Annotated in this window: 19 protein-coding genes; 1 reads left to right on the plus strand and 18 read right to left on the minus strand. The window is 41.4% G+C overall.

Going from position 1 to position 21432, the window contains the following annotated elements; translation table 11 throughout:
* Nucleotides 1–13: 13 nt before the first annotated feature.
* The 17 genes from dnaE to rpsB all read right to left on the minus strand — a co-directional run bounded on the left by dnaE (nucleotide 14) and on the right by rpsB (nucleotide 19108).
* The gene (gene dnaE, locus ACRCA4_RS07895; RefSeq protein ID WP_433186570.1) at nucleotides 14–3484 is read right to left on the minus strand and encodes a DNA polymerase III subunit alpha; all 3471 of its coding nucleotides are present in this window, start codon (nucleotides 3482–3484) and stop codon (nucleotides 14–16) included.
* Nucleotides 3484–4077, minus strand: a complete 594-nt coding sequence (rnhB, locus tag ACRCA4_RS07900; protein ID WP_433186572.1) for a ribonuclease HII — start codon at nucleotides 4075–4077, stop codon at nucleotides 3484–3486. Before rnhB ends, dnaE begins: the two co-directional genes overlap by 1 nt.
* Entirely contained in the window at nucleotides 4058–5227 is a 1170-nt protein-coding gene (gene lpxB / locus ACRCA4_RS07905; protein ID WP_433186575.1) for a lipid-A-disaccharide synthase, read from the minus strand. Before lpxB ends, rnhB begins: the two co-directional genes overlap by 20 nt.
* 91 nt (nucleotides 5228–5318) lie before the next feature.
* Nucleotides 5319–6053 (minus strand): endonuclease/exonuclease/phosphatase family protein, encoded by a 735-nt coding sequence (locus ACRCA4_RS07910; protein WP_433186578.1) that lies wholly within the window; start codon nucleotides 6051–6053, stop codon nucleotides 5319–5321.
* Nucleotides 6054–6267: 214 nt separating this feature from the next.
* Complete coding sequence (gene lpxA / locus ACRCA4_RS07915; RefSeq protein ID WP_433186580.1) at nucleotides 6268–7038, minus strand: acyl-ACP--UDP-N-acetylglucosamine O-acyltransferase; 771 nt, start codon at nucleotides 7036–7038, stop codon at nucleotides 6268–6270.
* Nucleotide 7039: 1 nt separating this feature from the next.
* Entirely contained in the window at nucleotides 7040–7492 is a 453-nt protein-coding gene (fabZ, locus tag ACRCA4_RS07920) for a 3-hydroxyacyl-ACP dehydratase FabZ (protein WP_433186583.1), read from the minus strand.
* Nucleotides 7493–7494: 2 nt separating this feature from the next.
* Nucleotides 7495–8559, minus strand: coding sequence for a UDP-3-O-(3-hydroxymyristoyl)glucosamine N-acyltransferase (lpxD, locus tag ACRCA4_RS07925; protein WP_433186586.1), 1065 nt, complete (start codon nucleotides 8557–8559; stop codon nucleotides 7495–7497).
* A 2-nt stretch (nucleotides 8560–8561) separates the two neighbouring features.
* A complete protein-coding gene (locus tag ACRCA4_RS07930) occupies nucleotides 8562–9080 on the minus strand; it encodes an OmpH family outer membrane protein (protein ID WP_433186588.1) in 519 nt (172 codons plus the stop codon).
* 41 nt (nucleotides 9081–9121) lie between these two features.
* Nucleotides 9122–11611 carry an outer membrane protein assembly factor BamA gene (gene bamA / locus ACRCA4_RS07935; protein WP_433186591.1) on the minus strand — a complete coding sequence of 830 codons (2490 nt, stop codon included), beginning with the start codon at nucleotides 11609–11611 and terminating at the stop codon, nucleotides 9122–9124.
* A 26-nt stretch (nucleotides 11612–11637) separates the two neighbouring features.
* Complete coding sequence (rseP, locus tag ACRCA4_RS07940; protein ID WP_433186593.1) at nucleotides 11638–12993, minus strand: sigma E protease regulator RseP; 1356 nt, start codon at nucleotides 12991–12993, stop codon at nucleotides 11638–11640.
* Entirely contained in the window at nucleotides 12993–14186 is a 1194-nt protein-coding gene (ispC, locus tag ACRCA4_RS07945; RefSeq protein ID WP_433186595.1) for a 1-deoxy-D-xylulose-5-phosphate reductoisomerase, read from the minus strand. Before ispC ends, rseP begins: the two co-directional genes overlap by 1 nt.
* Nucleotides 14186–15049, minus strand: coding sequence for a phosphatidate cytidylyltransferase (locus tag ACRCA4_RS07950; RefSeq protein WP_433186598.1), 864 nt, complete (start codon nucleotides 15047–15049; stop codon nucleotides 14186–14188). The genes ispC and ACRCA4_RS07950 overlap by 1 nt, the downstream gene beginning before the upstream one ends.
* Before the next feature lie 5 nt (nucleotides 15050–15054).
* Nucleotides 15055–15819 carry a polyprenyl diphosphate synthase gene (gene uppS, locus ACRCA4_RS07955; RefSeq protein WP_433186601.1) on the minus strand — a complete coding sequence of 255 codons (765 nt, stop codon included), beginning with the start codon at nucleotides 15817–15819 and terminating at the stop codon, nucleotides 15055–15057.
* A gap of 116 nt (nucleotides 15820–15935) precedes the next feature.
* Entirely contained in the window at nucleotides 15936–16493 is a 558-nt protein-coding gene (gene frr / locus ACRCA4_RS07960) for a ribosome recycling factor (protein ID WP_433186603.1), read from the minus strand.
* Between the two features lie 48 nt (nucleotides 16494–16541).
* The gene (pyrH, locus tag ACRCA4_RS07965; RefSeq protein ID WP_433186606.1) at nucleotides 16542–17282 is read right to left on the minus strand and encodes a UMP kinase; all 741 of its coding nucleotides are present in this window, start codon (nucleotides 17280–17282) and stop codon (nucleotides 16542–16544) included.
* A 118-nt stretch (nucleotides 17283–17400) separates the two neighbouring features.
* Nucleotides 17401–18273, minus strand: coding sequence for a translation elongation factor Ts (gene tsf / locus ACRCA4_RS07970; protein ID WP_433186608.1), 873 nt, complete (start codon nucleotides 18271–18273; stop codon nucleotides 17401–17403).
* Between the two features lie 106 nt (nucleotides 18274–18379).
* Nucleotides 18380–19108 (minus strand): 30S ribosomal protein S2, encoded by a 729-nt coding sequence (rpsB, locus tag ACRCA4_RS07975; RefSeq protein WP_433186610.1) that lies wholly within the window; start codon nucleotides 19106–19108, stop codon nucleotides 18380–18382.
* A gap of 320 nt (nucleotides 19109–19428) precedes the next feature.
* Between rpsB and map the strand changes: the two genes are divergently transcribed.
* Nucleotides 19429–20217 carry a type I methionyl aminopeptidase gene (gene map, locus ACRCA4_RS07980; RefSeq protein WP_433186613.1) on the plus strand — a complete coding sequence of 263 codons (789 nt, stop codon included), beginning with the start codon at nucleotides 19429–19431 and terminating at the stop codon, nucleotides 20215–20217.
* A 293-nt stretch (nucleotides 20218–20510) separates the two neighbouring features.
* Here the strand turns inward: map and ACRCA4_RS07985 are convergent, their stop codons facing one another.
* On the minus strand, nucleotides 20511–21059 hold the full coding sequence (locus ACRCA4_RS07985; RefSeq protein ID WP_433186615.1) for an RHS repeat domain-containing protein: 549 nt from the start codon (nucleotides 21057–21059) through the stop codon (nucleotides 20511–20513).
* Between the last annotated feature and the right edge of the window lie 373 nt (nucleotides 21060–21432).

The raw sequence follows: 21432 nt of genomic DNA on the forward strand, positions 1-21432 counted from the left end.
AGTCACTACCTAATTAATTAAATTCCAGTTCTATTGTTGCCAATTGTTTTAACTGATGCAACAAAGCGTCGGCAGGGGTTACCCACCACGGGGTACCTAATTGTAACATTACTTCGCCTTCTTGGCGCTGATACCGGATATTTACCGGTACGGTACCTGCTTTATATTCACTGAGTACCTGCTGTAATTGCTGCAGATAATTGTGGTCTATCTGTGCCGATTGTACAGTGATATTTATACAACGCAGAGACTTTTCTCGTACTTGCGTAATTTCACTGACATCGCGACCGGTCATTGTAAGGCCACCATTAAAATCATCAAAGCTGACCTGTCCAGTTATCACTAAAATAAGGTCTTTTTGCAGCAATTGTTCAAAATTTTCTAACATATCAGGAAAGAAACGCACATCTAACCGAGCTGATTTATCATCTAAGGTAACAATTGCCCAACGCCGTCCTTTTTTATTAACCATTATCCGCACTGAGACCACTAAGCCAACCACTTGTACTGATTGATCTTTTCGAGTCGGCTCTAGCTCATTTAGACGACAACTTGCATAGCGAGGTAATTCGTCTAGATAACGATTAATCGGATGTCCGGTTAAGTATAGCCCTAAGGCTTCACGCTCGCCTTCTAGCCAAATTTCATCAGGCCAAGGCGCAACTTGTACAAAAGAGCTAGTGCTATCGTCAGCTTCGGGGCTTAATAAACCAAATAAGTCATCTTGGCCTACGGCTTGCGCTTTCGCATGCTGCTCAGCGGCCTTCATAGCTTGCTCTAAGGTTGCCGATAAGGCGGCTCTGTGTGGGCCAAGTTTATCCATAGCGCCAGCTAAAATAAGCTTTTCCATCACACGTTTGCCAATTTTTTTCAAATCAACCTTAGTGCAAAAATCAAATAAATCAGTAAAGGCGCCGTGCTGCTCTCGCGCAGCTATAATGGCGTCAATTGGTCCTTCACCTACGCCTTTTATCGCCCCTATACCGTAAACAATATGGCCTTGTTCGTTAACGGTGAACTTTTGTACTCCAGCATTCACATCAGGCGGAATAAGCGTTAGCTTCATTCGCTCGCACTCATCGACTAAAGTAACTATTTTATCGGTGTTGTCCATATCAGCAGACATTACGGCTGCCATAAACTCTGCTGGGAAATGGGTTTTCATCCATAGTGTTTGATACGACACTAGTGCATAAGCTGCAGAGTGCGACTTATTAAAACCATAACCGGCAAACTTTTCTACCAAGTCGAAAATTTTAATAGCAAGTTCAGGATCAATACCGTTTTTAGCCGCGCCCTCTTGGAAGGTATCACGCTGTTTGGCCATTTCCTCGGGTTTCTTTTTACCCATAGCACGGCGAAGTAGATCAGCACCACCTAATGAGTAGCCAGATAACACCTGAGCAATCTGCATTACTTGCTCTTGGTATAAAATAATACCGTAAGTCGGCTCTAATATGGGTTTAAGCGACTCGTGCTGCCAAGTTTCATCCGGATAAGAAATGGCTTCTCGACCACGCTTACGGTCAATAAAGTTATCTACCATGCCCGATTGCAGTGGCCCGGGTCTAAATAACGCCACTAGCGCTATCATATCTTCAAAGCAGTCTGGCTTTAAGCGGCGAATTAAGTCTTTCATACCCCGTGATTCAAGCTGAAACACGGCGGTTGTATCTGCTCTTTGCAATAAATCAAAGCTAGCTTTATCAACCAATGGAATATGGTTAATATCAATTGGCTGCTTGCCTTCTTTGGCTAAGCGAGCATTAGCCATATTCACAGCCCATTGCAAAATAGTGAGGGTACGCAAGCCTAAGAAGTCAAATTTCACTAAGCCGGCGTATTCCACATCATTTTTATCAAATTGCGTAACAGGGTTATTACCATGCTCATCGCAATACAGTGGAGAAAAGTCAGTAATTTTAGTCGGCGCTATTACAACACCGCCGGCGTGTTTACCGGCATTACGAGTGACGCCTTCTAGTTGCCTAGCCATATCGATGAGATCTTTGACTTCTTCATCTTGGGCATATAGCTCGGGTAACCTTGGCTCTTCTTTAAAAGCCTGTTCTAGTGTCATACCTGGCGTCATAGGGATAAGTTTAGATATCCGCTCTACAAAGCCATAGGGATGCCCAAGCACCCGTCCCACATCGCGGATAACAGCCTTAGCGGCCATAGTGCCAAAGGTGATAATTTGCGATACGGCTTCACGGCCATACATATCAGCAACGTGCTCTATCACCTCATCCCGCCGGTCCATGCAAAAGTCGACGTCAAAGTCAGGCATAGATACCCGCTCTGGGTTTAAAAATCGTTCAAATAATAAGTCAAACTCAAGTGGATCCAAGTCCGTTATTTTTAAGGCATAGGCAACTAAAGAGCCGGCACCAGAGCCTCGACCGGGGCCAACAGGAATATCATGATCTTTACTCCATTGAATAAATTCCATTACAACCAAGAAGTAGCCTGGAAAGCCCATTTGGTTAATAACATCTAATTCAATTTGTAACCGCTCGTCGTAGCTGGGTCGCTGTTGTGCTCGTATATTTTCATCAGGAAATAAGGTTAGTAAGCGCTGCTCTAAACCCTCTTTAGACTTCATAACCAAGAAATCTGCGTCAGACATTCCGCCTGTTGGAAATGCCGGTAAAAAGTATTCACCCAAGCGAATAGTGACATTGCAGCGTTTGGCTATTTCTACTGAGTTTTCTAGTGCTTCTGGCAAGTCTGCAAATAAATGCTGCATTTCTTGTTCAGTGCGCAAATATTGCTGTTCAGAATAAAGCTTAGGTCGTCGTTTATCATCTAGGGTAAAGCTGTCATGAATGGCGACCCTAATTTCATGGGCAGCAAAGTCTTCGCGCTTTAAAAACACCACTTCGTTGGTAGCCACTACAGGCAATTGATGCTGTTCAGCTAATGCTACGGCTTGTTGAATATAGAGCTCTTCATCAGGCCTGCCGGTGCGACAGAGTTCTAGATAAAAACGATCGGGGAAATACTGTTGGTAATACGCCACCAGCTCATTGACTAAAGGCTGATTCTGCTTAATGAGGGCCTTACCTAAGGCACCATCTTTGCCACCTGATAACACAATAACGCCACTGGCATGCTCTGCTAACCATTGATGATCGATCTGCGGCTTGCCAGCAACATGGCCTCGTAAATAGGCTTTAGAAATAATATTACATAGGTTTTGATAACCCGTGTTATCAGCGGCCAATAGCAATAAACGGCTGGTCTCAGTGCCAAATGCCGGATGCTGCACCCAACAATCGACACCAATAATAGGTTTAATACCCGCATCGTGAGCCGTACTGTAGTAGCGTACTAAGCCACAAAAGTTCATTTGATCAGTTAGCGCAATTGCTGGCATTTTTAATTGGCTTGCCGCTTTAATGATCGGCTTTACTTTGGCAACACCATCAACTAATGAAAAGTCACTATGGACACGTAAATGAATAAAACTGGGTTCTGCCATTAGTCTTGCTGCTCCAATACTAAGCGTACCGGCTTAAAACTACTCCTATGTTGCTCTAACACACCGTACTGTGCTATTGCAGCCAAATGCGCAGCCGTAGGGTAGCCTTTATGCGCAGCGAACCCATACTGCGGATAGGCTTGATCTAATGCATACATTTCGTTATCTCGTGCTACTTTAGCCAAAATAGAAGCCGCGCTGATTTCAGGCACCAACCCATCACCTTTAACTATAGCTGAAGCACTAATACCAAAGTCAGGTGTGCGATTACCGTCAACCAATATCCAATTAGGCACAATGGGTAACGCCGCTACAGCTCTTCGCATAGCAAGCATAGTGGCATGCAGAATGTTTAGCTGGTCAATTTCAGCTACTTCAGCCCGGCCCAAAGCCCAAGCTAAAGCATTTTGTTTTATTTGCTCAGCCAGTAATAAGCGTTTTTTTTCAGACAGTTTTTTTGAGTCAGTTAAACCGGCAATGGGCTTAGACGGATCAAGAATAACTGCCGCTGTTACCACAGCACCAATTAACGGGCCCCGCCCCACTTCATCTACGCCACAAATTAACGCTATATTAGGCCTTTGATACTGCATCCTGATTAATTACCTTAAAAATTGCTGTTGCTGCTTGCTGGCTTGCATCGCATTTAATTGTTTGATGAATAGCGGTATATTCCGCTAATAGCGGTGTGCGATCTGAACTAAGTAAAGGCTGCATTTTTTCTACTAATGCTGCCGGTGTTACTTGATGTTGTAATAACTCCGCAACCATACCACGACCAGCTAATAAATTGGGTAAGCTAAAATGTGCCAGTTTCACTAAACGGCTACCTATTTGATAGGTTAACCAATTGGCTTTATAGCTGACCACCATTAAACATTTAGCTAGCATCGCTTCTAATGTCGCGGTGCCAGAAGTAATGAAGGTAGCATCAGAGGCCAATAGCACCTCTCGTGCTTGGCCAATAAATACCTGTACGGTTAGATCTGGTGCGACTTGTTGTTTAATTTGCGCAAATTGCTCGGCCTTTTCTTTCGTCACCATATTACAAATAAGCTGTAAACTAGGTTGTTGTTGCTTAAGCGTTGCCGCCGCTTGTAAAAAATCGGCTGCCAGTAGTTTAATCTCATTACTTCGACTACCTGGCATAATAGCTAATACATTTTCTGCGCTATTTAATTCTAAAGCTTGTTTTGCTTCTACTTTATTGACCTGTAAAGGAATGCTATCCGCCATGGTATGGCCGACAAAGGTACATGGCACTTGGTATTTATCATAGAACTCTTTTTCAAAAGGCAATAATGACAACACCATATCGGTTGCTGCGGCTATTTTAAAAATTCGCTTGTGTCGCCATGCCCACACTGAAGGACTGACATAATGCACAGTTTTAATGCCAGCTTGTTTTAATTTAAGCTCTACTGGTAAATTGAAGTCTGGTGCATCAATTCCTACAAACACATCGGGCTTATCAGCTAGTAATGCACTAACAATCTCTTTTTTGACTTTTAGCAAACGTGGCAAACGGCCTAAAACTTCAACAATGCCCATTACCGCTAGCTCTTCCATATCAAATAAAGCGGTAAAACCCAAAGCTTGCATGCGCGGGCCACCAATGCCATAAAACTGGGCATTAGGATAACGCTTTAAACATGCTTGAATTAGATCTGCCCCTAAAATATCGCCGGAATGCTCGCCAACAATAATAGCTATTTTAATTATATTCTCTTTTTCATTAGTCATTAATTGCTCTTTGCACTTAAATATAGCGACAAGTTTTCACCAAGTTTATCTGCTCAATGTTACCCGCTTTAGCACTGGCTTGGAAATTTAATTATATATAGAACTGGCTATAAATTGGATTATGATCAGAGACAGCGGCTGTATTAATAGCAATAGCCGAGCGCAATTTAAGATCGCGATATAAGATAAAATCTAAAGGTTGGCGGCGGAAACTTTTAATATGATGAGCATCTTCCATAGCCACTTTTTTTAGTCCCATTGCACGACAAAATTGTGCTAAATACAAACGGCGCGAACGGCTCCAAATATTAAAATCACCAGCAACAATTAATGGGCCCTGATGTTGTAGCAATATTTGCCGTAATATCAGTATTTCCTGTTGAAACTGACCATGACGAACAAAATTAACCGCATGAACATTAACAACTAATAGTTTCTGACCGGTAGTGAGCGGATGTTCAGTAATCATTTGACTTTTATGTGTCGCAAAACTGAGTTCTCTGCCTCGGCTAAGCACAGTGTCAATATAACTAAAAGCACATTCACCTGCAGTGAGCACTCCAAATAAATGATTGGCCGTTTGCATATTAGGCGAAATTGCATATGACCAACCACCGAGCGGTAAACTATTGCTAATAGCCAACTTCGCTTCTTGTAATAATAATAATTGGGTTGGATACTGCGTTAATAACTGGCTTAAACAGTGCTGAAATGCAGCTGTCATTGTTAACTTTTGGCTATTCCAACACATAACACCCAGTAAACTAGGATCTAATGCCTTATCCTGATGAATAAGCTGATGAGGTGCTAACTTCGGTTTCAACATGCTAAGACACCCTGCATTTACAAAGTAGAGTCTACAAAGATATTAGCACCGACAAAAAATGATGCTGAGTTTATAGTTAAGACAAATTAAAGCAAATTAATTAAAAACGAAATCTAGATTAATTTTTCAAGTAAGGGAACAAGAGCACACAGCAGGTTAATGTGGTGTACTCTAATGCAAAATCAGGCTGTAAATTTGCGAGGTTGCCTGATGCTTAGCGCACTATGCCACGGCTAGCATTAGCAATAAAGTCAGTAAAAACTTTAAGCTCAGGGAATTGCGCAGCTTTATCTGCCAACGCAGCTAAGGCTTCAGCAGTAGTTTGATTTTTACGATAAACTTCTTTGTAAGCACGGCGTATTTCTAATAGTGCTTCACTACTATAGCCTCGACGTTTTAATCCCTCAGTATTAATGCCACCTGGAACACAAGGAGCACCGTGTACCATAACATAAGGGGGAACATCTTTAAGAACAATAGAGCCGCCACCACAAAAACTATGGGAGCCAATATGAACAAACTGGTGCACCCCAGTCATGCCACCTAAAATAGCCCAATCACCAATATGAACATGCCCTGCAGCTTGAGCGCCGCTAGCAAAAATCACATTATCACCAATAACACAGTCATGGGCTACATGGGTAGTATTCATAAATAAATTATGACTACCTATAATGGTTTTACCTTGATCTTGAACCGTGCCACGATGAACCGAACAGCCCTCTCGAAACACATTATAGTCACCCACCAATAATTGCGTATCTTCACCGCGATATTTTTTATCTTGGCAAGCTTCGCCTATGCTGGCAAATTGAAAAAAATGATTGCCACGACCAAAGGTACTAGGACCTTTAATAGCTACATGAGACTCAACTATACAATCATCACCTAAAGTGACATTATGACCAATATAACTAAAAGGACCGACAGTGACATTTTTACCAATAACGGCACTGGACTCAATTACTGCTGATGGATGGATCACGTTATAATTCTCTTCTGGCACACATTAATTCAGCCGAGCAAACTACTTGGCCATCGACTTTAGCTTCACCGTAAAATTTCCAGATATTGCGACGCTCTTTTAAAAACTTCACTTCTAATACCATCTGATCACCCGGCACGACAGGCTTTTTAAATCTAGCTTCATCAATAGCTGCAAATAAGTAAAGTTCATTTTCTGCACGTTCAGTAACAGTTTTAAAACCTAAAATACCCGTTGCTTGCGCTAGTGCCTCAAGAATTAATACTCCTGGAAAAATAGGCATGTTAGGAAAGTGACCAGTAAAAATAGGTTCATTAATTGACACATTCTTAATGGCGGTTAAGCTTTCACCAGGAGTATAATCAAGCACACGGTCTATCAGTAAAAAAGGATAACGGTGTGGCAATAAAGCCATTATTTCCTGGATCTGCAAACTGTTTAATTGATTAGCCAAAGCTATTCCTCTGTAGTAGTGTCAGCATTTTCTGGATCTAGCTGAGTTTTAAACTGTGACTCTAATGTTTTCACGCGTTGATAAAGCTGGTCAATTTGCCGCAACTTAGCTGTATTCTTACGCCATTCACGATTGGCAACCGCAGGAATACCTGATGAATAAACACCTTTTTCTGATATAGGCTTCATAACCATTGCCATACCAGAAACATGAGCGCCATCACAAATAGTAATATGACCATTAATAACAGCAGCACCGCCAATAATACAGTAACGGCCTATAGATGTACTACCTGCAACCACAGTTGCACCGGCAATAGCGGTATGATCGCCAATATTAACGTTGTGGGCAATCTGACATAGGTTATCAATAATAACATTATTACCAATAAGTGTATTTTCAATTGCACCTCTATCGATAGTCGTATTAGCACCAATTTCACACTGATTACCAATAACAACACTACCAACTTGAGGTATTTTCAGCCAATTACCCTTTTCATTAGCAAAACCAAAACCGTCGGCACCAATTACAGCACCGCTATGAATAATACAGTCTTCACCTATCTCAACCCGATGATAAATTGTTACATTGGGCCATATTTTGGTATTGCTAGCAATTTTAGCATCTTGACCAATAAAACACCCTGCCCCAATTTGTACGCCTGATGCCAAAGTGGCCCCCGCGGCAATGACTGCGTTAGCACCCACTGACACATCTTCGGCAACCTTAGCCAAAGGATCGATAACAGCAGATGGGTGAATATTAACTGCAGCATTAGGCGTGTTATCTAAAACTTGAGCTATTTTGGCAAAAGCAATATACGGATCGGTAACAACCAATGCTGCAACGCCTGGTGCCACAAAAGGTAAAACCTCTTCAGTTACTATCACCGCAGATGCGTTGGTTTCAGATAGGTATTTACGGTATTTAATGTTAGATAAAAAACTAATCTGGCCGCGATTCGCATTTTCTAACGTGGCAATTGATAAAATTTTATCTGTGCAATCACCCATTAGCCGAGCGTTTAACATCTCGGCTATTGAGTTTAAAGTGTAGCCTGTCATTATTATTTCTTGCTCGCAACGCTGGTTACTGAACTGGTAATATCGTATTCAGGCTTAGCGTATAAAGCCGCGCTTGCATTTAATATTAAGTCATACTTATCACGCGCTGCCACTTCTTCAATAGCACTTTGAATTAAGCCTAATAATTTATTACGCTCTTCAGTTTGACGTGCACGCAGGTCTTCTTGTAATGGACCTGCTAGTTGCTCATATTGTTGACGCTGCTTATTTACAGTTTCTTTTAAATCATCTTGCTGTTGTTGACTCATGGTTGGTCCATCACGGCGAAGCTTTTCGATATTGAAACCAATATCTTTTTGTAATTTCTCTACCGCTTCCATGCGCGAGCCAAATTCAGAGCGGATAGTTTTCTGCATTGCTGTAGCTTGTGGCAACTGACTTGCTACCGCTTGAACATCAACGTAGCCAATTTTCATTTCTTTTGCAGCAACTGTTGCGGTCATCAATAGCCCTGTTACTAAAACCATTGCTGTTTTGAATATATTTTTATTAATCATCATGTTTCCCTATTTATACTTAAAATTAAATTTTATTATTGTACTTAAAAAGTTGTGCCAATATTAAAACTAAAGTTTTCTTGTTTATCACCTTCGTGCTTTTTGATTACTTTAGCCAAACTAAATGTCAACGGTCCCATTGGTGAAATCCACTGCACTGACACCCCCGCAGATGCCCTAATTAAACTAGGATCAGAATAATCAACTAACGCAGGTTGCGATATAGAATAAGTATAATCAACACTTAAATCATCATAACGATGAATATCAAACTCAGTATCCCACACATTACCAGCATCCATAAAGAGGCTAGTTCTAACTGAGTTACGATAATCATCACTTAAGAATGGTGTTGGTGTGATTAATTCCATTGTTAAAATGGCTAACGCATTACCACCAAACGATCGTTCTGAAACTTCATATCTATCGCTAGATAAATCGCCGATAAAATTACTGCCAGGATTAACCGTTGGGATCCCAGGTACAGAAGATGTTCTTCGAACAATCGCATGAGGTCCTATAATGCGGCTTTCAAAACCACGTATATTCTGGCCCCCAGCATAGAAATTCTCAGTAAACGGCAAGGTGTAATCATAACCATTTTTATCACCATAACCATTGCCATAACCTAGTTCTAGCTTACTTAAAAATGACCACGCATGATCTTGACTTAACGGGAAATACTTTCGCGCTTCAAAATTCGCTTTGTAAAATTGTAAATCAGAATTTGGTGTAGTTACTTTAACATTAAAACCAAAATAATGACCTGCAGTTGGAAATAAGCCGCGATTTAATGTGCTTTGCACCCAACCGGCAGATAATTCATAGTTAGTAAAGTTATAACCACTTTCTGGATTATTAGGTTCTAAAACAACAGCACGAAAATGCCTTAATTGGTCATACTCGGTAATACTATTTATTTTATTAACAACATAGTTAGCACCAAAATTTATTCGGTTATATTCATTAATTGGGTACCCAACGTTAGCCCCAAAACCGTATCGCTCAGAATTGTAAGCTTCTAAGCGACTAGAACGTTTACTGTAATCTAATTCACTGTAGAAAACCTGACCGCCTAAACTTACGCCGTCCAAAGTAAAATAGGGATCGGTATAGCTCACGCTTAACGATTTTTGAAATTGATTTGTTTGCAAACTGATTCCAGCAGAGTTACCTGTTCCGAGGAAATTTGCTTGCTGCACGCCTAATTCAAAAGATAATCCCATATAGTTACCATAAGAAACCCCTGCATTAAAACTCCCTGAAGGCTGCTCTTTGACTGTAAAGCTAATATCAACTTGATCATCTATCCCTAGCACTGGGGTCGTCGAAAAGTCTACCGATTCAATATAACTTAAACGTTGGATTCGTTGCTTGGATAGCTCCAATAAATCATTCGATAACCAAGCTCCTTCCAACTGACGCAGCTCTCGGCGAATAACTTCATCTTGAGTGTTGCCATTACCAAATACATCGATACGACGCACATAAACACGTTTTCCTGGATCGACACTAATAGTTAACTCAACTTCTTTTGTTTCATCATTGATATTGGGAATAGTTCTTACTTTTGAATTTGCATAACCAAATCGCGCCAATAACTTAGCGATACTCTCCTCAGTATAGGTTACTAAAGCACCGTTATAAAGTTGGCCCTCTTCTATCGGTAAAATGGATTTTATAAACTCATCTTTACCAATTAAATCACCAACAAACCTAACACCGTTGACGGTATATTGCTCACCTTCAGTAATATTTAATGTCACATAAACTGAAGTTTTATCAGGGCTAACAGATACTTGAGAGGAATCAAGCCTAAAACGAAGATAGCCACGATCTAAATAGTAGCTAGTTATTTTCTCAATATCACCTTGCAGTGTTTGTTTTTGGTAACGATCCGATGACATAAAGCGCCACCAAGGTAAATCTTGCTTTGATTCAATATTTTTTAGTAATTCATCATTGGAAAATAATTTATTACCGACAATATTAATCTGACGAACAGAAGCGGCATCACCCTCAGAGAATTTAACTTTTAAATTAACTCTATTCCGGGGTAAATAGATCACATCTATATTCACTGTGGCCTGATACTTACCAACACCATGATAGAATTCAGTTAAGCCATTTTCGATATTAGATAAAATGGTCTTATCTAATGGCTCTCCGACTTCAACCCGATTACCAGATAAACTTTCAATGAGCTGATCATCTTTAATATCTTTATTGCCATCAAACTCTATTAAATTAATTGTAGGTCGCTCACGTAAACGATAAATAACCGTATTGCCATCACGGTACACTTTGACATCATCAAAATGGCCTGCTGCGTACAAAGTACGGAGGCTTCGCGATAGGCTATATTCAGTCACCGTATCACCAACGTTAAAAGGCAGATTATTTAATGCTGCACCTAAAGCTACACGTTGTAAGCCTTCAACCTGAATATCTTGAACTGTAAAACTTTCTTCCGCGAGCACCGAGCCACTTGCTGTTGCAAGTAACATCGCTGCTACTAATCGTCTAATTGTCATTATGTGAACTACTTATGATTAGTTATTTATAAACGAGAAATATCATTTAATAAGGCTATTCCCATTAACATTAACAGGAGTAACGCGCCAAACCTGAAACCTATTTCCTGCGTCTTTTCAGAGACAGGTTTACCCCGAATTAGTTCCACTAGCATATACATTAAGTGGCCACCATCAAGAATAGGTAACGGTAATAAATTTATGACGCCTAAATTAACACTTATTAAGGCTAAAAACGATAAAAAAGCAACGAAACCTATGCTTGCGGTGCTTCCTGCGCCTTGTGCAATAGAAATTGGGCCACTAAGATGTTTCATAGAGACATCGCCAGTGATCAACTTCCCTATCATTACAAAGCTTAATCTAATTAACTGCCAACTATGTGTAAAGCCGGCTGACACCGCTTCTATGGGACCATAACGCTGCGTGTAAACCACTCCCTCTGACCAAGGTGTTACTTTAGGGCTCACGCCAAGCATTCCTTGAGAAAAGCCATCTTTACCAGCCACACTAGCTGGGGTTACGGTTAGCTCAAGCTCTTGACCTTGGCGCTCTATAAGCATGTGTAAGGGTCGTTCAGGGCTATTACTTACTATGGTTACTACTTGGGACCACTGATTAATAACAGTCTCATCAATTTGTATAATTTTATCATTTTGCTGTAAACCGTCACGCTGCGCAGCGCTATTTTCAGCGATTAACGCTAACTCTGTCAGGGCTTGAGGCCGATCTAGCTCTAAACCTAAACTAGCAAAAACACTCTGCTGCTCCGGATTAAACTGCCAGTCAGTAGTGTCAAGTACTATGGTTCTCGCTTGGCCAGTAGCAAAGTCTTTGATCCCTAGTTCTATCTGATCACGGCCTAATTGCTCAACTAGCAATAAGTTAACATTATTGGCATCGGTAGCCGTGTGACCATTGACTGAGACAATTTGCGAGTTGCTAGGCACTTTAGCTTGAGCAGCGATAGACTGTGGAGCCACTGTCGCAATAACAGGCTTAATGGTTTGCACACCCAGCATATACATTAGCCATAAGGCAATAAAAGCAAAAATAAAGTTAGCAGCAGGGCCCGCAGCTATAATAGCCATGCGTTGCCAAACTGTTTTACTATTAAAAGAGAGGTCTTTAAATTGGGGCAAAACAGGATCTACCCGTTCATCTAGCATCCGTACATAGCCGCCTAAAGGAATGGCCGCAATGACAAACTCAGTACCTTGCCGATCGCGCCAGCTGACTAACGCTTTGCCAAAACCAATAGAGAAGCGTTTAACTAAAACACCATTTTTTCTAGCTACCCAAAAGTGACCAAACTCATGCACTGTGACCAATATGCCAAGCGCGACCACAAAGGATAATAAGTTCCATATCGCACCCAACATTAACAGTGTTTCCTTATAAAATGCTCAGCTTTTTGTCGAGCAAGTTGATCTAGCTGTAAAATTTCGTCTAAGGTACAGACCTTAGTTTGAGCAAATTGTTCCAAGCTAGCCGCATTAACACGATAAATATCGGTAAAGCGGATCTGTTGTTTTAAAAACGCCGCCACGGCTACCTCATTGGCTGCATTAATTGCAGTCGTAGCGCCTTGTCCATATTGGCAAGCCGTTATCGCTAGATATAAATTAGGATATCGGGCTCTGTCTGGCTGGGTAAACGTAAAATCTCGCATCTGCTTGAAGCTAAGTGGCGAAACAGGACTGGCCATGCGTTCAGGGAAAGCCAATGCATGAGCAATAGGTGTACGCATATCTGGCTGCCCTAACTGAGCCAATACAGAGCCATCACTATATTGCACCATTGAATGGATAATACTTTGCGGGTGAATAACAACTTCTATGTCATCTGGCTGACAATTAAATAACCAACGGGCCTCAATAAATTCCAAGCCTTTATTCATCATAGTGGCGCTATCAACTGAAATTTTAGCCCCCATACTCCAATTAGGATGCGCCACAGCTTGATTGGGCGTTATCTGGTCAAAATCAGCTAAGTTTGTTGTTAAAAAAGGGCCGCCACTGCCGGTTAGCAATAACTTGCTAATACCATAACTAGCTATAGCTTGACTATGGCTCTGCTGTTGCATGGCCGCAGGCAAGCATTGAAATATAGCATTATGCTCACTATCAATAGGTAACAAAGTAGCTTTATGTTGCTGTACTTTATTAATAAATAGCTCGCCACTCATTACTAGGGCTTCTTTATTGGCTAGTAATACTGTCTTGCCTTGCTCTACAGCCGCTAACGTAGGTAATAACCCCGCCGCGCCTACAATAGCCGCCATTACAATATCAGCTTCACTTGCAGCGGCCACATAGCTTAGTGACTCAACACCCGCTAATACCTCGGTTTTACTGCCTGCTTGTTGTAACTGCACCTTTAAGCTTTGGGCAGCAGTTACATCAACCATTGCAGCGTAACGTGGCTTAAACTCTAAACATTGCTGCAGTAGTTTATCCGTCTGAGTAGCTGCGGTAAGTGCAAATACCTGATACTTATCAGGGTGCTGCTCTAACACGGATAACGTGCTCATGCCTATAGACCCCGTCGAGCCTAGAATCACCACATTACGCATTAATAAAGACCGCTTAATAAGGCTATAATCAGTGCAAATAATGGCGCTGTTGCCGTTAGACTATCAATCCGATCTAAAATGCCACCATGGCCAGGAAGAAAAGCACCACTGTCTTTAACGCCAGCAACACGCTTAAACATACTTTCACTTAAATCACCGAAAACAGACAATATAGTCAACGTCAATGCAGCAAGATACCAAAGCCAAGTTTGCTCAGGCCAGCCTCGCTGAACAGCAACAAGGGTAACTAATAACGCCACAAAACCTAAGCCTCCCAGCATACCTTCAACTGTTTTTCCTGGGCTGACTCGTGGTAGCAATTTATGTTTACCAAACGGCTTACCGATAATATAACCACCAATATCTGCCGCCCAAACTAACCCCAGTAATGCACAGATTAACCAAGCGCCGGTAAATTCAGATTCGGCATAACCAGTATGGCGAATATAAAGCACTGCAGCCCAAGCTGGAATCAACGTAAACCAGCCCATTAAGGCTTTTAACCAATCTTTTGCTGCCCATATTGTTTTACTACGCGGGAAGCTAAGCACTAAAGCAATGGCAATTAACCACCAAATAACACCGATCAATAACAGACTATGCAGCAAGAGTTGTGTTGTCAGTGGTTGTGTTAATTGCGCAGGTAATAAGATGTATAACAGTAAAAATATAATTGCTGTGATACCAACATAAATAGCGCGGAGACTCTTTTTGGCTAAGCCACAAAACCCACTCCACTCCCAAGCTGCCAATAAAAAAGCGGCACTAATAAACACGGCAAAACCAGCTAGTGGTAAATAGAATACAGCTAACAGCGCTAGTGGCGCTAATAAGAGTGCGGTAATAACCCGTTGCTTAAACAATATCTTTATCCTTTGCTACTTTGAGCTAACTGCCTGATTTGCTCACCGGTACAACCAAAGCGACGCTCACGGTTAACAAATGCAGCAATTGCCTCTGAAAATACTTGCTGATTAAAGTCAGGCCATAGAGTATCAGTAAACCATAGTTCAGCATAAGCTGCTTGCCACAGCAGAAAATTACTGATCCGTATATCACCACCTGTTCGAATAAGTAAATCTAACTCAGGTTGGTCATTCATTTGTATTTCTTTTGCGAACATATCTTCAGTCAAATCTGTGCTCGCTAACTTACCTTGTTCCACCTTTTGCAGCAAACCTTTTGCTGCATTAACAATATCCCAACGACCACCATAATTCGCCGCTATATTAAGCGTCATGCTGGTATTATTAGCGGTAAGTTGCTCTGCCTTTGTAATATTTGCCCTTAACTTGTCATTAAAAGGCGTTAAATTACCGACAATTTTCAAGCGCACATTGTGCTTATGTAATGTCTTAACTTCGCTTTGCAGTACCATCAAAAACAACTGCATTAATGTACTAACTTCTTTTTCAGGGCGCCGCCAATTTTCACTACTAAAAGCAAATAAAGTTAGAGACTTAATACCCAACTCACGACAAAAACTCACGCTGCGACGAACGGATTCAACCCCTTTCTTATGACCCCAAACTCTTGGTTTTCCTTGCCGCTGTGCCCAACGTCCATTGCCATCCATGATTATTGCCACGTGTTGTGGTAAATTTTTCGGGTTGAGCTGCGTTATTGCAGTCATAATGTGAGACCTATCCTTGTAATTGCCTTAAATTAGTCAGACATTTGATATTTGAAAATATAAAAAGCGTTGTGCCACCGAAGCGCTGCAACGCTTTTTTAAAAGTAGAGAGTTAATTAGACTTCCATTAAGTCTTTTTCTTTATCTGCTAGAACTTCATCCACTTTCTTAATAAAAATATCAGTCACTTTTTGGATCTCGTCTGCTGCGCGACGCTCATCATCTTCACTGATTTCTTTATCTTTTAATAACGCTTTCAATTCACTGTTAGCATCACGACGAATATTGCGTACAGCAACACGGCCGTTTTCAGCTTCACCTCGAACCACTTTCACTAAGCTCTTACGGCGTTCTTCTGTTAAAGCGGGTAATGGAACACGGATCACTGTGCCTGCAGACATTGGGTTTAAACCTAAGTCTGAGCCCATAATGGCTTTTTCAACTGCCGGCGTTAAGCTTTTATCAAATACGGTTATGGCTAGTGTACGTGAATCTTCAATAGATACATTACCTACCTGATTCAATGGTGTGTCTGCACCATAATAAGATACCATAATGCCATCTAATAAACTTGGGTGGGCACGGCCTGTACGTACTTTACTTAACTGTGACTTAAGTGCATCAACACTTTTATCCATGCGAACTTTAATATCTTTAATAATGTCGTTAATCACGATCTGTATCCTTTTCTATCCAATGCGCTTAGGCATAACTTATCTAGTTTACTGTAAATTTTCCGCGTGGTCGATCACTGTACCTTCTGGATCACCCATAACTACTCGTTTTAATGCGCCAGGCTTGTTCATATTAAAGACGCGGATCTTCAAATTATGATCTCGGGCTAACGTAAAGGCCGCAAGATCCATCACTTTTAATTCTTTCTCTAACACTTCAGCATAACTCAGTTTTGTGTATAAAGTAGCAGTAGGATCTTTTACTGGATCAGCAGAAAATACTCCATCAACTTTAGTCGCTTTTAACACCGCATCAGCGCCAATTTCAATACCGCGTAAACAGGCAGCTGAATCTGTAGTAAAAAATGGGTTGCCTGTGCCAGCAGAGAAAATAACAATACGCCCCGACTTTAACAAGCTAATGGCTTCGGCCCAACTATAGTTATCGCAAACACCATTAAGTGGAATAGCACTCATTAAACGGGCATTAACATAGGCACGATGCAATGCATCACGCATGGCTAGGCCATTCATTACGGTAGCTAACATGCCCATATGATCGCCCACTACTCGGTTCATGCCTGCTTTGGCTAAGCCTTCACCACGAAATATATTGCCGCCACCAATCACAATGCCAACTTGCACACCTAGCTCAACTAATTCTTTAATTTCTTGTGCCATGCGATCCAACACTTTGGGATCAATTCCAAAGCCTTCTTCTCCCATTAGCGCTTCGCCACTAAGTTTTAATAAGATCCTACGGTAACTTGGTTTTGGATTTGTGCTCATGACAACCTCATAGTGCAGTGTGAATTTGCTAAATTATAGATAAAAAAAACCGCGGCTTAGGTAAAAACCTAAAGACGCGGTTATTCTAGCTTTTTTTGCCCTTAGGCAGAAGTGCAAATTACTTTTTAGCAGCAGCAATTTGTGCTGCAACTTCAGCAGCAAAGTCTTCTTCTTTCTTTTCGATACCTTCACCAACTTCTAAGCGAGTGAAAGAAACAGCTTTAGCGTCATTTTGTTTTAAGAAATCACCAACTGACATTGATGGATCTTTAACAAACGGCTGACCTGTTAAGCTTACTTCACCAGTAAACTTACTCATACGGCCTGCAACCATCTTTTCAGCGATTTCTTTAGGCTTGCCTGAGTTTACTGCGATATCTAATTGAATTTCGTGTTCACGTTGAACAACATCAGCAGGTACATCTTCTGGTGTTAAGAAACCTGGGTTATTAGCAGCAACATGCATTGCTACATCTTTAGCCACGTCTTCATTACCGCCTTCAAGTACTGCTAATACGCCGATACGACCTGAGTGAACGTATTGACCAATCGTTTCGCCCTCTACTACAGCAGCGCGACGTACATTGATGTTTTCACCAATTTTAGCAACTAAAGCAGCACGGGTATCATCTACAGAAGTACCGTTTAAGTCAGCTGCTAAGATAGCTTCAGCAGTGAATAACTTATTAGCATGTGCTAAGTCAGCAACAGAATTCGCAAAGTTTAAAAAGCTTGCATCACGTGCAACAAAGTCTGTTTCACAGTTAAATTCAATTGCTAAGCCAATACCGTTACCTACGCGAGTAATGATAGCGCCTTCTGCTGCAATGCGGCCAGCTTTCTTGGCTGCTTTAGCCAAACCACTTTTACGCATCGCATCAATTGCAGCTTCTACATCACCACTAGTTTCTTCCAGTGCTTTTTTACAATCCATCATGCCAGCGCCTGTGCGCTCGCGAAGTTCTTTTACTAAAGCGGCAGTTACAGCCATGAGAGCTTCCTCGTATTAATTCTGGTTGAACAAACAGGGGCAAAAGCCCCTGTCGCAATTTTACTCTGTATTTACTTTAAATCTCTTAAAGCTAAAATCAGAAAAATTACTCGGCTTCAACGAAAGCTTCGGCTTCAGCCTGTACTTCGATATTTTTTTCACGGCCATCAGCAATCGCTTGACCAGCAGCTGCCAAGTATAACTGGATAGCGCGGATAGCGTCATCGTTACCTGGTACTACATAATCAACGCCAACTGGATCAGAGTTAGTATCAACGATTGAAACAACAGGAATACCTAAGTTATTTGCTTCTTTGATAGCAATATGCTCGTGATCAGCATCAATTACGAATAGAACGTCTGGTAAACCGCCCATATTCTTGATACCGCCTAAGCTTTTTTCTAACTTGTCCATTTCGCGAGTACGATCTAAAGCTTCTTTTTTAGTTAACTTGTCAAAAGTACCGTCTTGGCTTTGTGCTTCAAGATCTTTTAAACGCTTGATTGATTGACGCACAGTTTTCCAGTTTGTCAGCATGCCACCTAACCAACGGTGATTTACATAGAACTGATCAACTTTAGTTGCCGCTTCTTTGATTGCCTCAGATGCTGCACGCTTAGTACCAACAAATAAGATTTTGCCTTTCTTTGCAGATACTTGTTGAATAAATGCCAATGCATCGTTCATCATTGGAACAGTTTTTTCCAAATTGATGATATGTACCTTGTTACGCGCACCAAAAATGAATGGTTTCATTTTTGGATTCCAATAACGAGTTTGGTGACCGAAGTGAACGCCCGCTTGGAGCATGTCGCGCATAGAAACTTTTGCCATGATTTATTTTCCTGTATAAGGGGTTAAGCCTCCATACATCCCATGTGCCGACTTTGGTTAGGCTTTGGTTAAACGCCAAACAAAGCACCCCGGTGCATGTGTCGATGTATGTGTGTTTTGGTTATGTTTTGTTTAAGTTTCGCCAATTTACACTGCATGTGTGATGTCAGCAGCAAAAATGCTACAATAACCGCACCAATGCAATTTGCTTATTAGCGGCGCGCTTTATACCATAGGCGCGTGGTAAACACAATAAAATGTGTATTTTTACAGCAAATCGTTAGTAACTAAAACCTGACGATATTAAAGAGAGACTATGCATGACTGCAATTATTAAAACTGCGGCAGAAATTGAAAAAATGCGCGTAGCCGGGCGCTTAGCGGCTGAAGTATTAGAAATGATTAGGCCGCATGTGCAAGCTGGCGTAACCACAGATGAATTAAATACCTTGTGCCATGACTATATAGTTAATGAACAGCAAGCTATACCTGCACCGCTTAATTATCATGGTTTTCCTAAGTCAGTATGTACCTCAGTTAACCATGTTATTTGCCATGGCATACCAAATGATAAAAAATTAAAAGATGGTGACATTATTAATATTGATGTCACAGTAATTAAAGATGGTTATCACGGCGACACTTCAGAAATGTTTGTAGTGGGTAAGCCCAGCATTATGGCTGAGCGGTTAATTCGCGTGACTCAAGAATGCTTATATTTAGCCTTAAAGAAAGTAAAAAATGGTGTTCGCTTAGGTGATATTGGCCATATTATTCAACAACACGCTGAAAAGCATAGCTACTCGGTTGTCCGTGAGTATTGCGGTCATGGCATAGGTGCAGTGTTTCATGAAGAGCCGCAAGTGCTGCATTATGGTCGCCCAGGTACGGGTGAAGTATTACACACTGGTATGTGCCTTACGATAGAGCCGATGATTAATGCTGGTGCACGGCACAGTAAAATGCTTAAAGATGGCTGGACAGTCGTCACTAAAGATCGCAGCTTATCCGCCCAGTTTGAACACACTATTTTAATTACCGATACTGGTTGTGAAATTTTAACCCTGCGTAGCAATGAAGATTTAGAGCGAGTGCTTACGGCTGAATAACTATTGTTATAGCTAATGATGTTATATCTGAGGGCTCAGCATTAAACTGAAGCCCCTCAGGATCTACCAGACCACCTATCTCTGTAACCACTGACAGTACATATTTTATGATTTTTATTAATGAAACCCCACCAATTTGGACTGTTTACTCCGACAGTGCTAGGTCGTAATACGGTCATAAAGCTACCGCCGCAGATTGCAGCAAGATTGCCACTATTTGGCTTTTTGTTTGCGTTTGCTCATCGTAAAACTCCTTTGGTTTAGCTTAAAAGAAATTCTACCAATAAACTGTATTATTTTACGGGGTAGTTACACTTCCAATACTTCTTAACAAACTTACCAAGTGCTTTAAAGAAATACCCACTCGGGTCGGTATAACTCATCGGATTATTTAATACATAACTATACCGGTTATAGTTCTGAAAGTTCTTTGGCGCTTGTATAAACGGATCTGCCTGCATAAAGCGCCCAAGGTGTGGGTTATAGGTGCGCCCGCCCATATGAATAACCTCAAAGTCATTCACCATATTGTGGCCGGTGTAGCCTTTACTGGTACCCGGGTTGCTGTAAGTGCTAAATAAGCTGTTGCTGCTTACGCTGTACTGCTTGCCCCAGGGGTCGTAGATAAACTGTTGCAGCAAGCTGCCAGCAGCATTGGTAATGCTGCTGGTAGAACCCTGGCCGTCTTTGTGCAGGTAATACTCGTCATGGGCGTTATTGCTGCGCTTGGTAATTACCGCATTACCAACATAAAACTTATGTTCGGTGACCGCTGTGGGTAAGCTTACCCGCTCGTATAAGCCGCCAATATATAACGTATCGGTGGTTTTGTTGTCGCGCACATCAGTACGACGATACAGCTCGCGGTTGGGGCCATAGGCAAAGTCTGTCCGGTTGTCGCCCCCAGATTACCTATTGTAAGGTATCGCTACCTTAAAAAATCCGTTACCCAGTGCTAAGGTAAAGCTAAGCACCGGCTTCGTTATCAGTTTGTTAAAGAGCAATAGCGTTTCATTTGCAATGAAACAATAAAATTATCCAAAATTTAATCGGGCTCTCTGCATGGCGAATGACATTAATAATCAAAAACCAGCAGCCTATTTAATTTTGATCTGACCCCAATTATCTATTATTACGGACATTCATGGCTGTTGGGCCTCAGTGATTTTTGGCGATTGATCTGATCACCGAACGCCATGAATGTTCCTTCTGAAT

The organism is Rheinheimera sp. WS51 (assembly GCF_050936095.1).
In the GTDB taxonomy this organism is placed as follows: Bacteria; Pseudomonadota; Gammaproteobacteria; order Enterobacterales; family Alteromonadaceae; genus Alishewanella.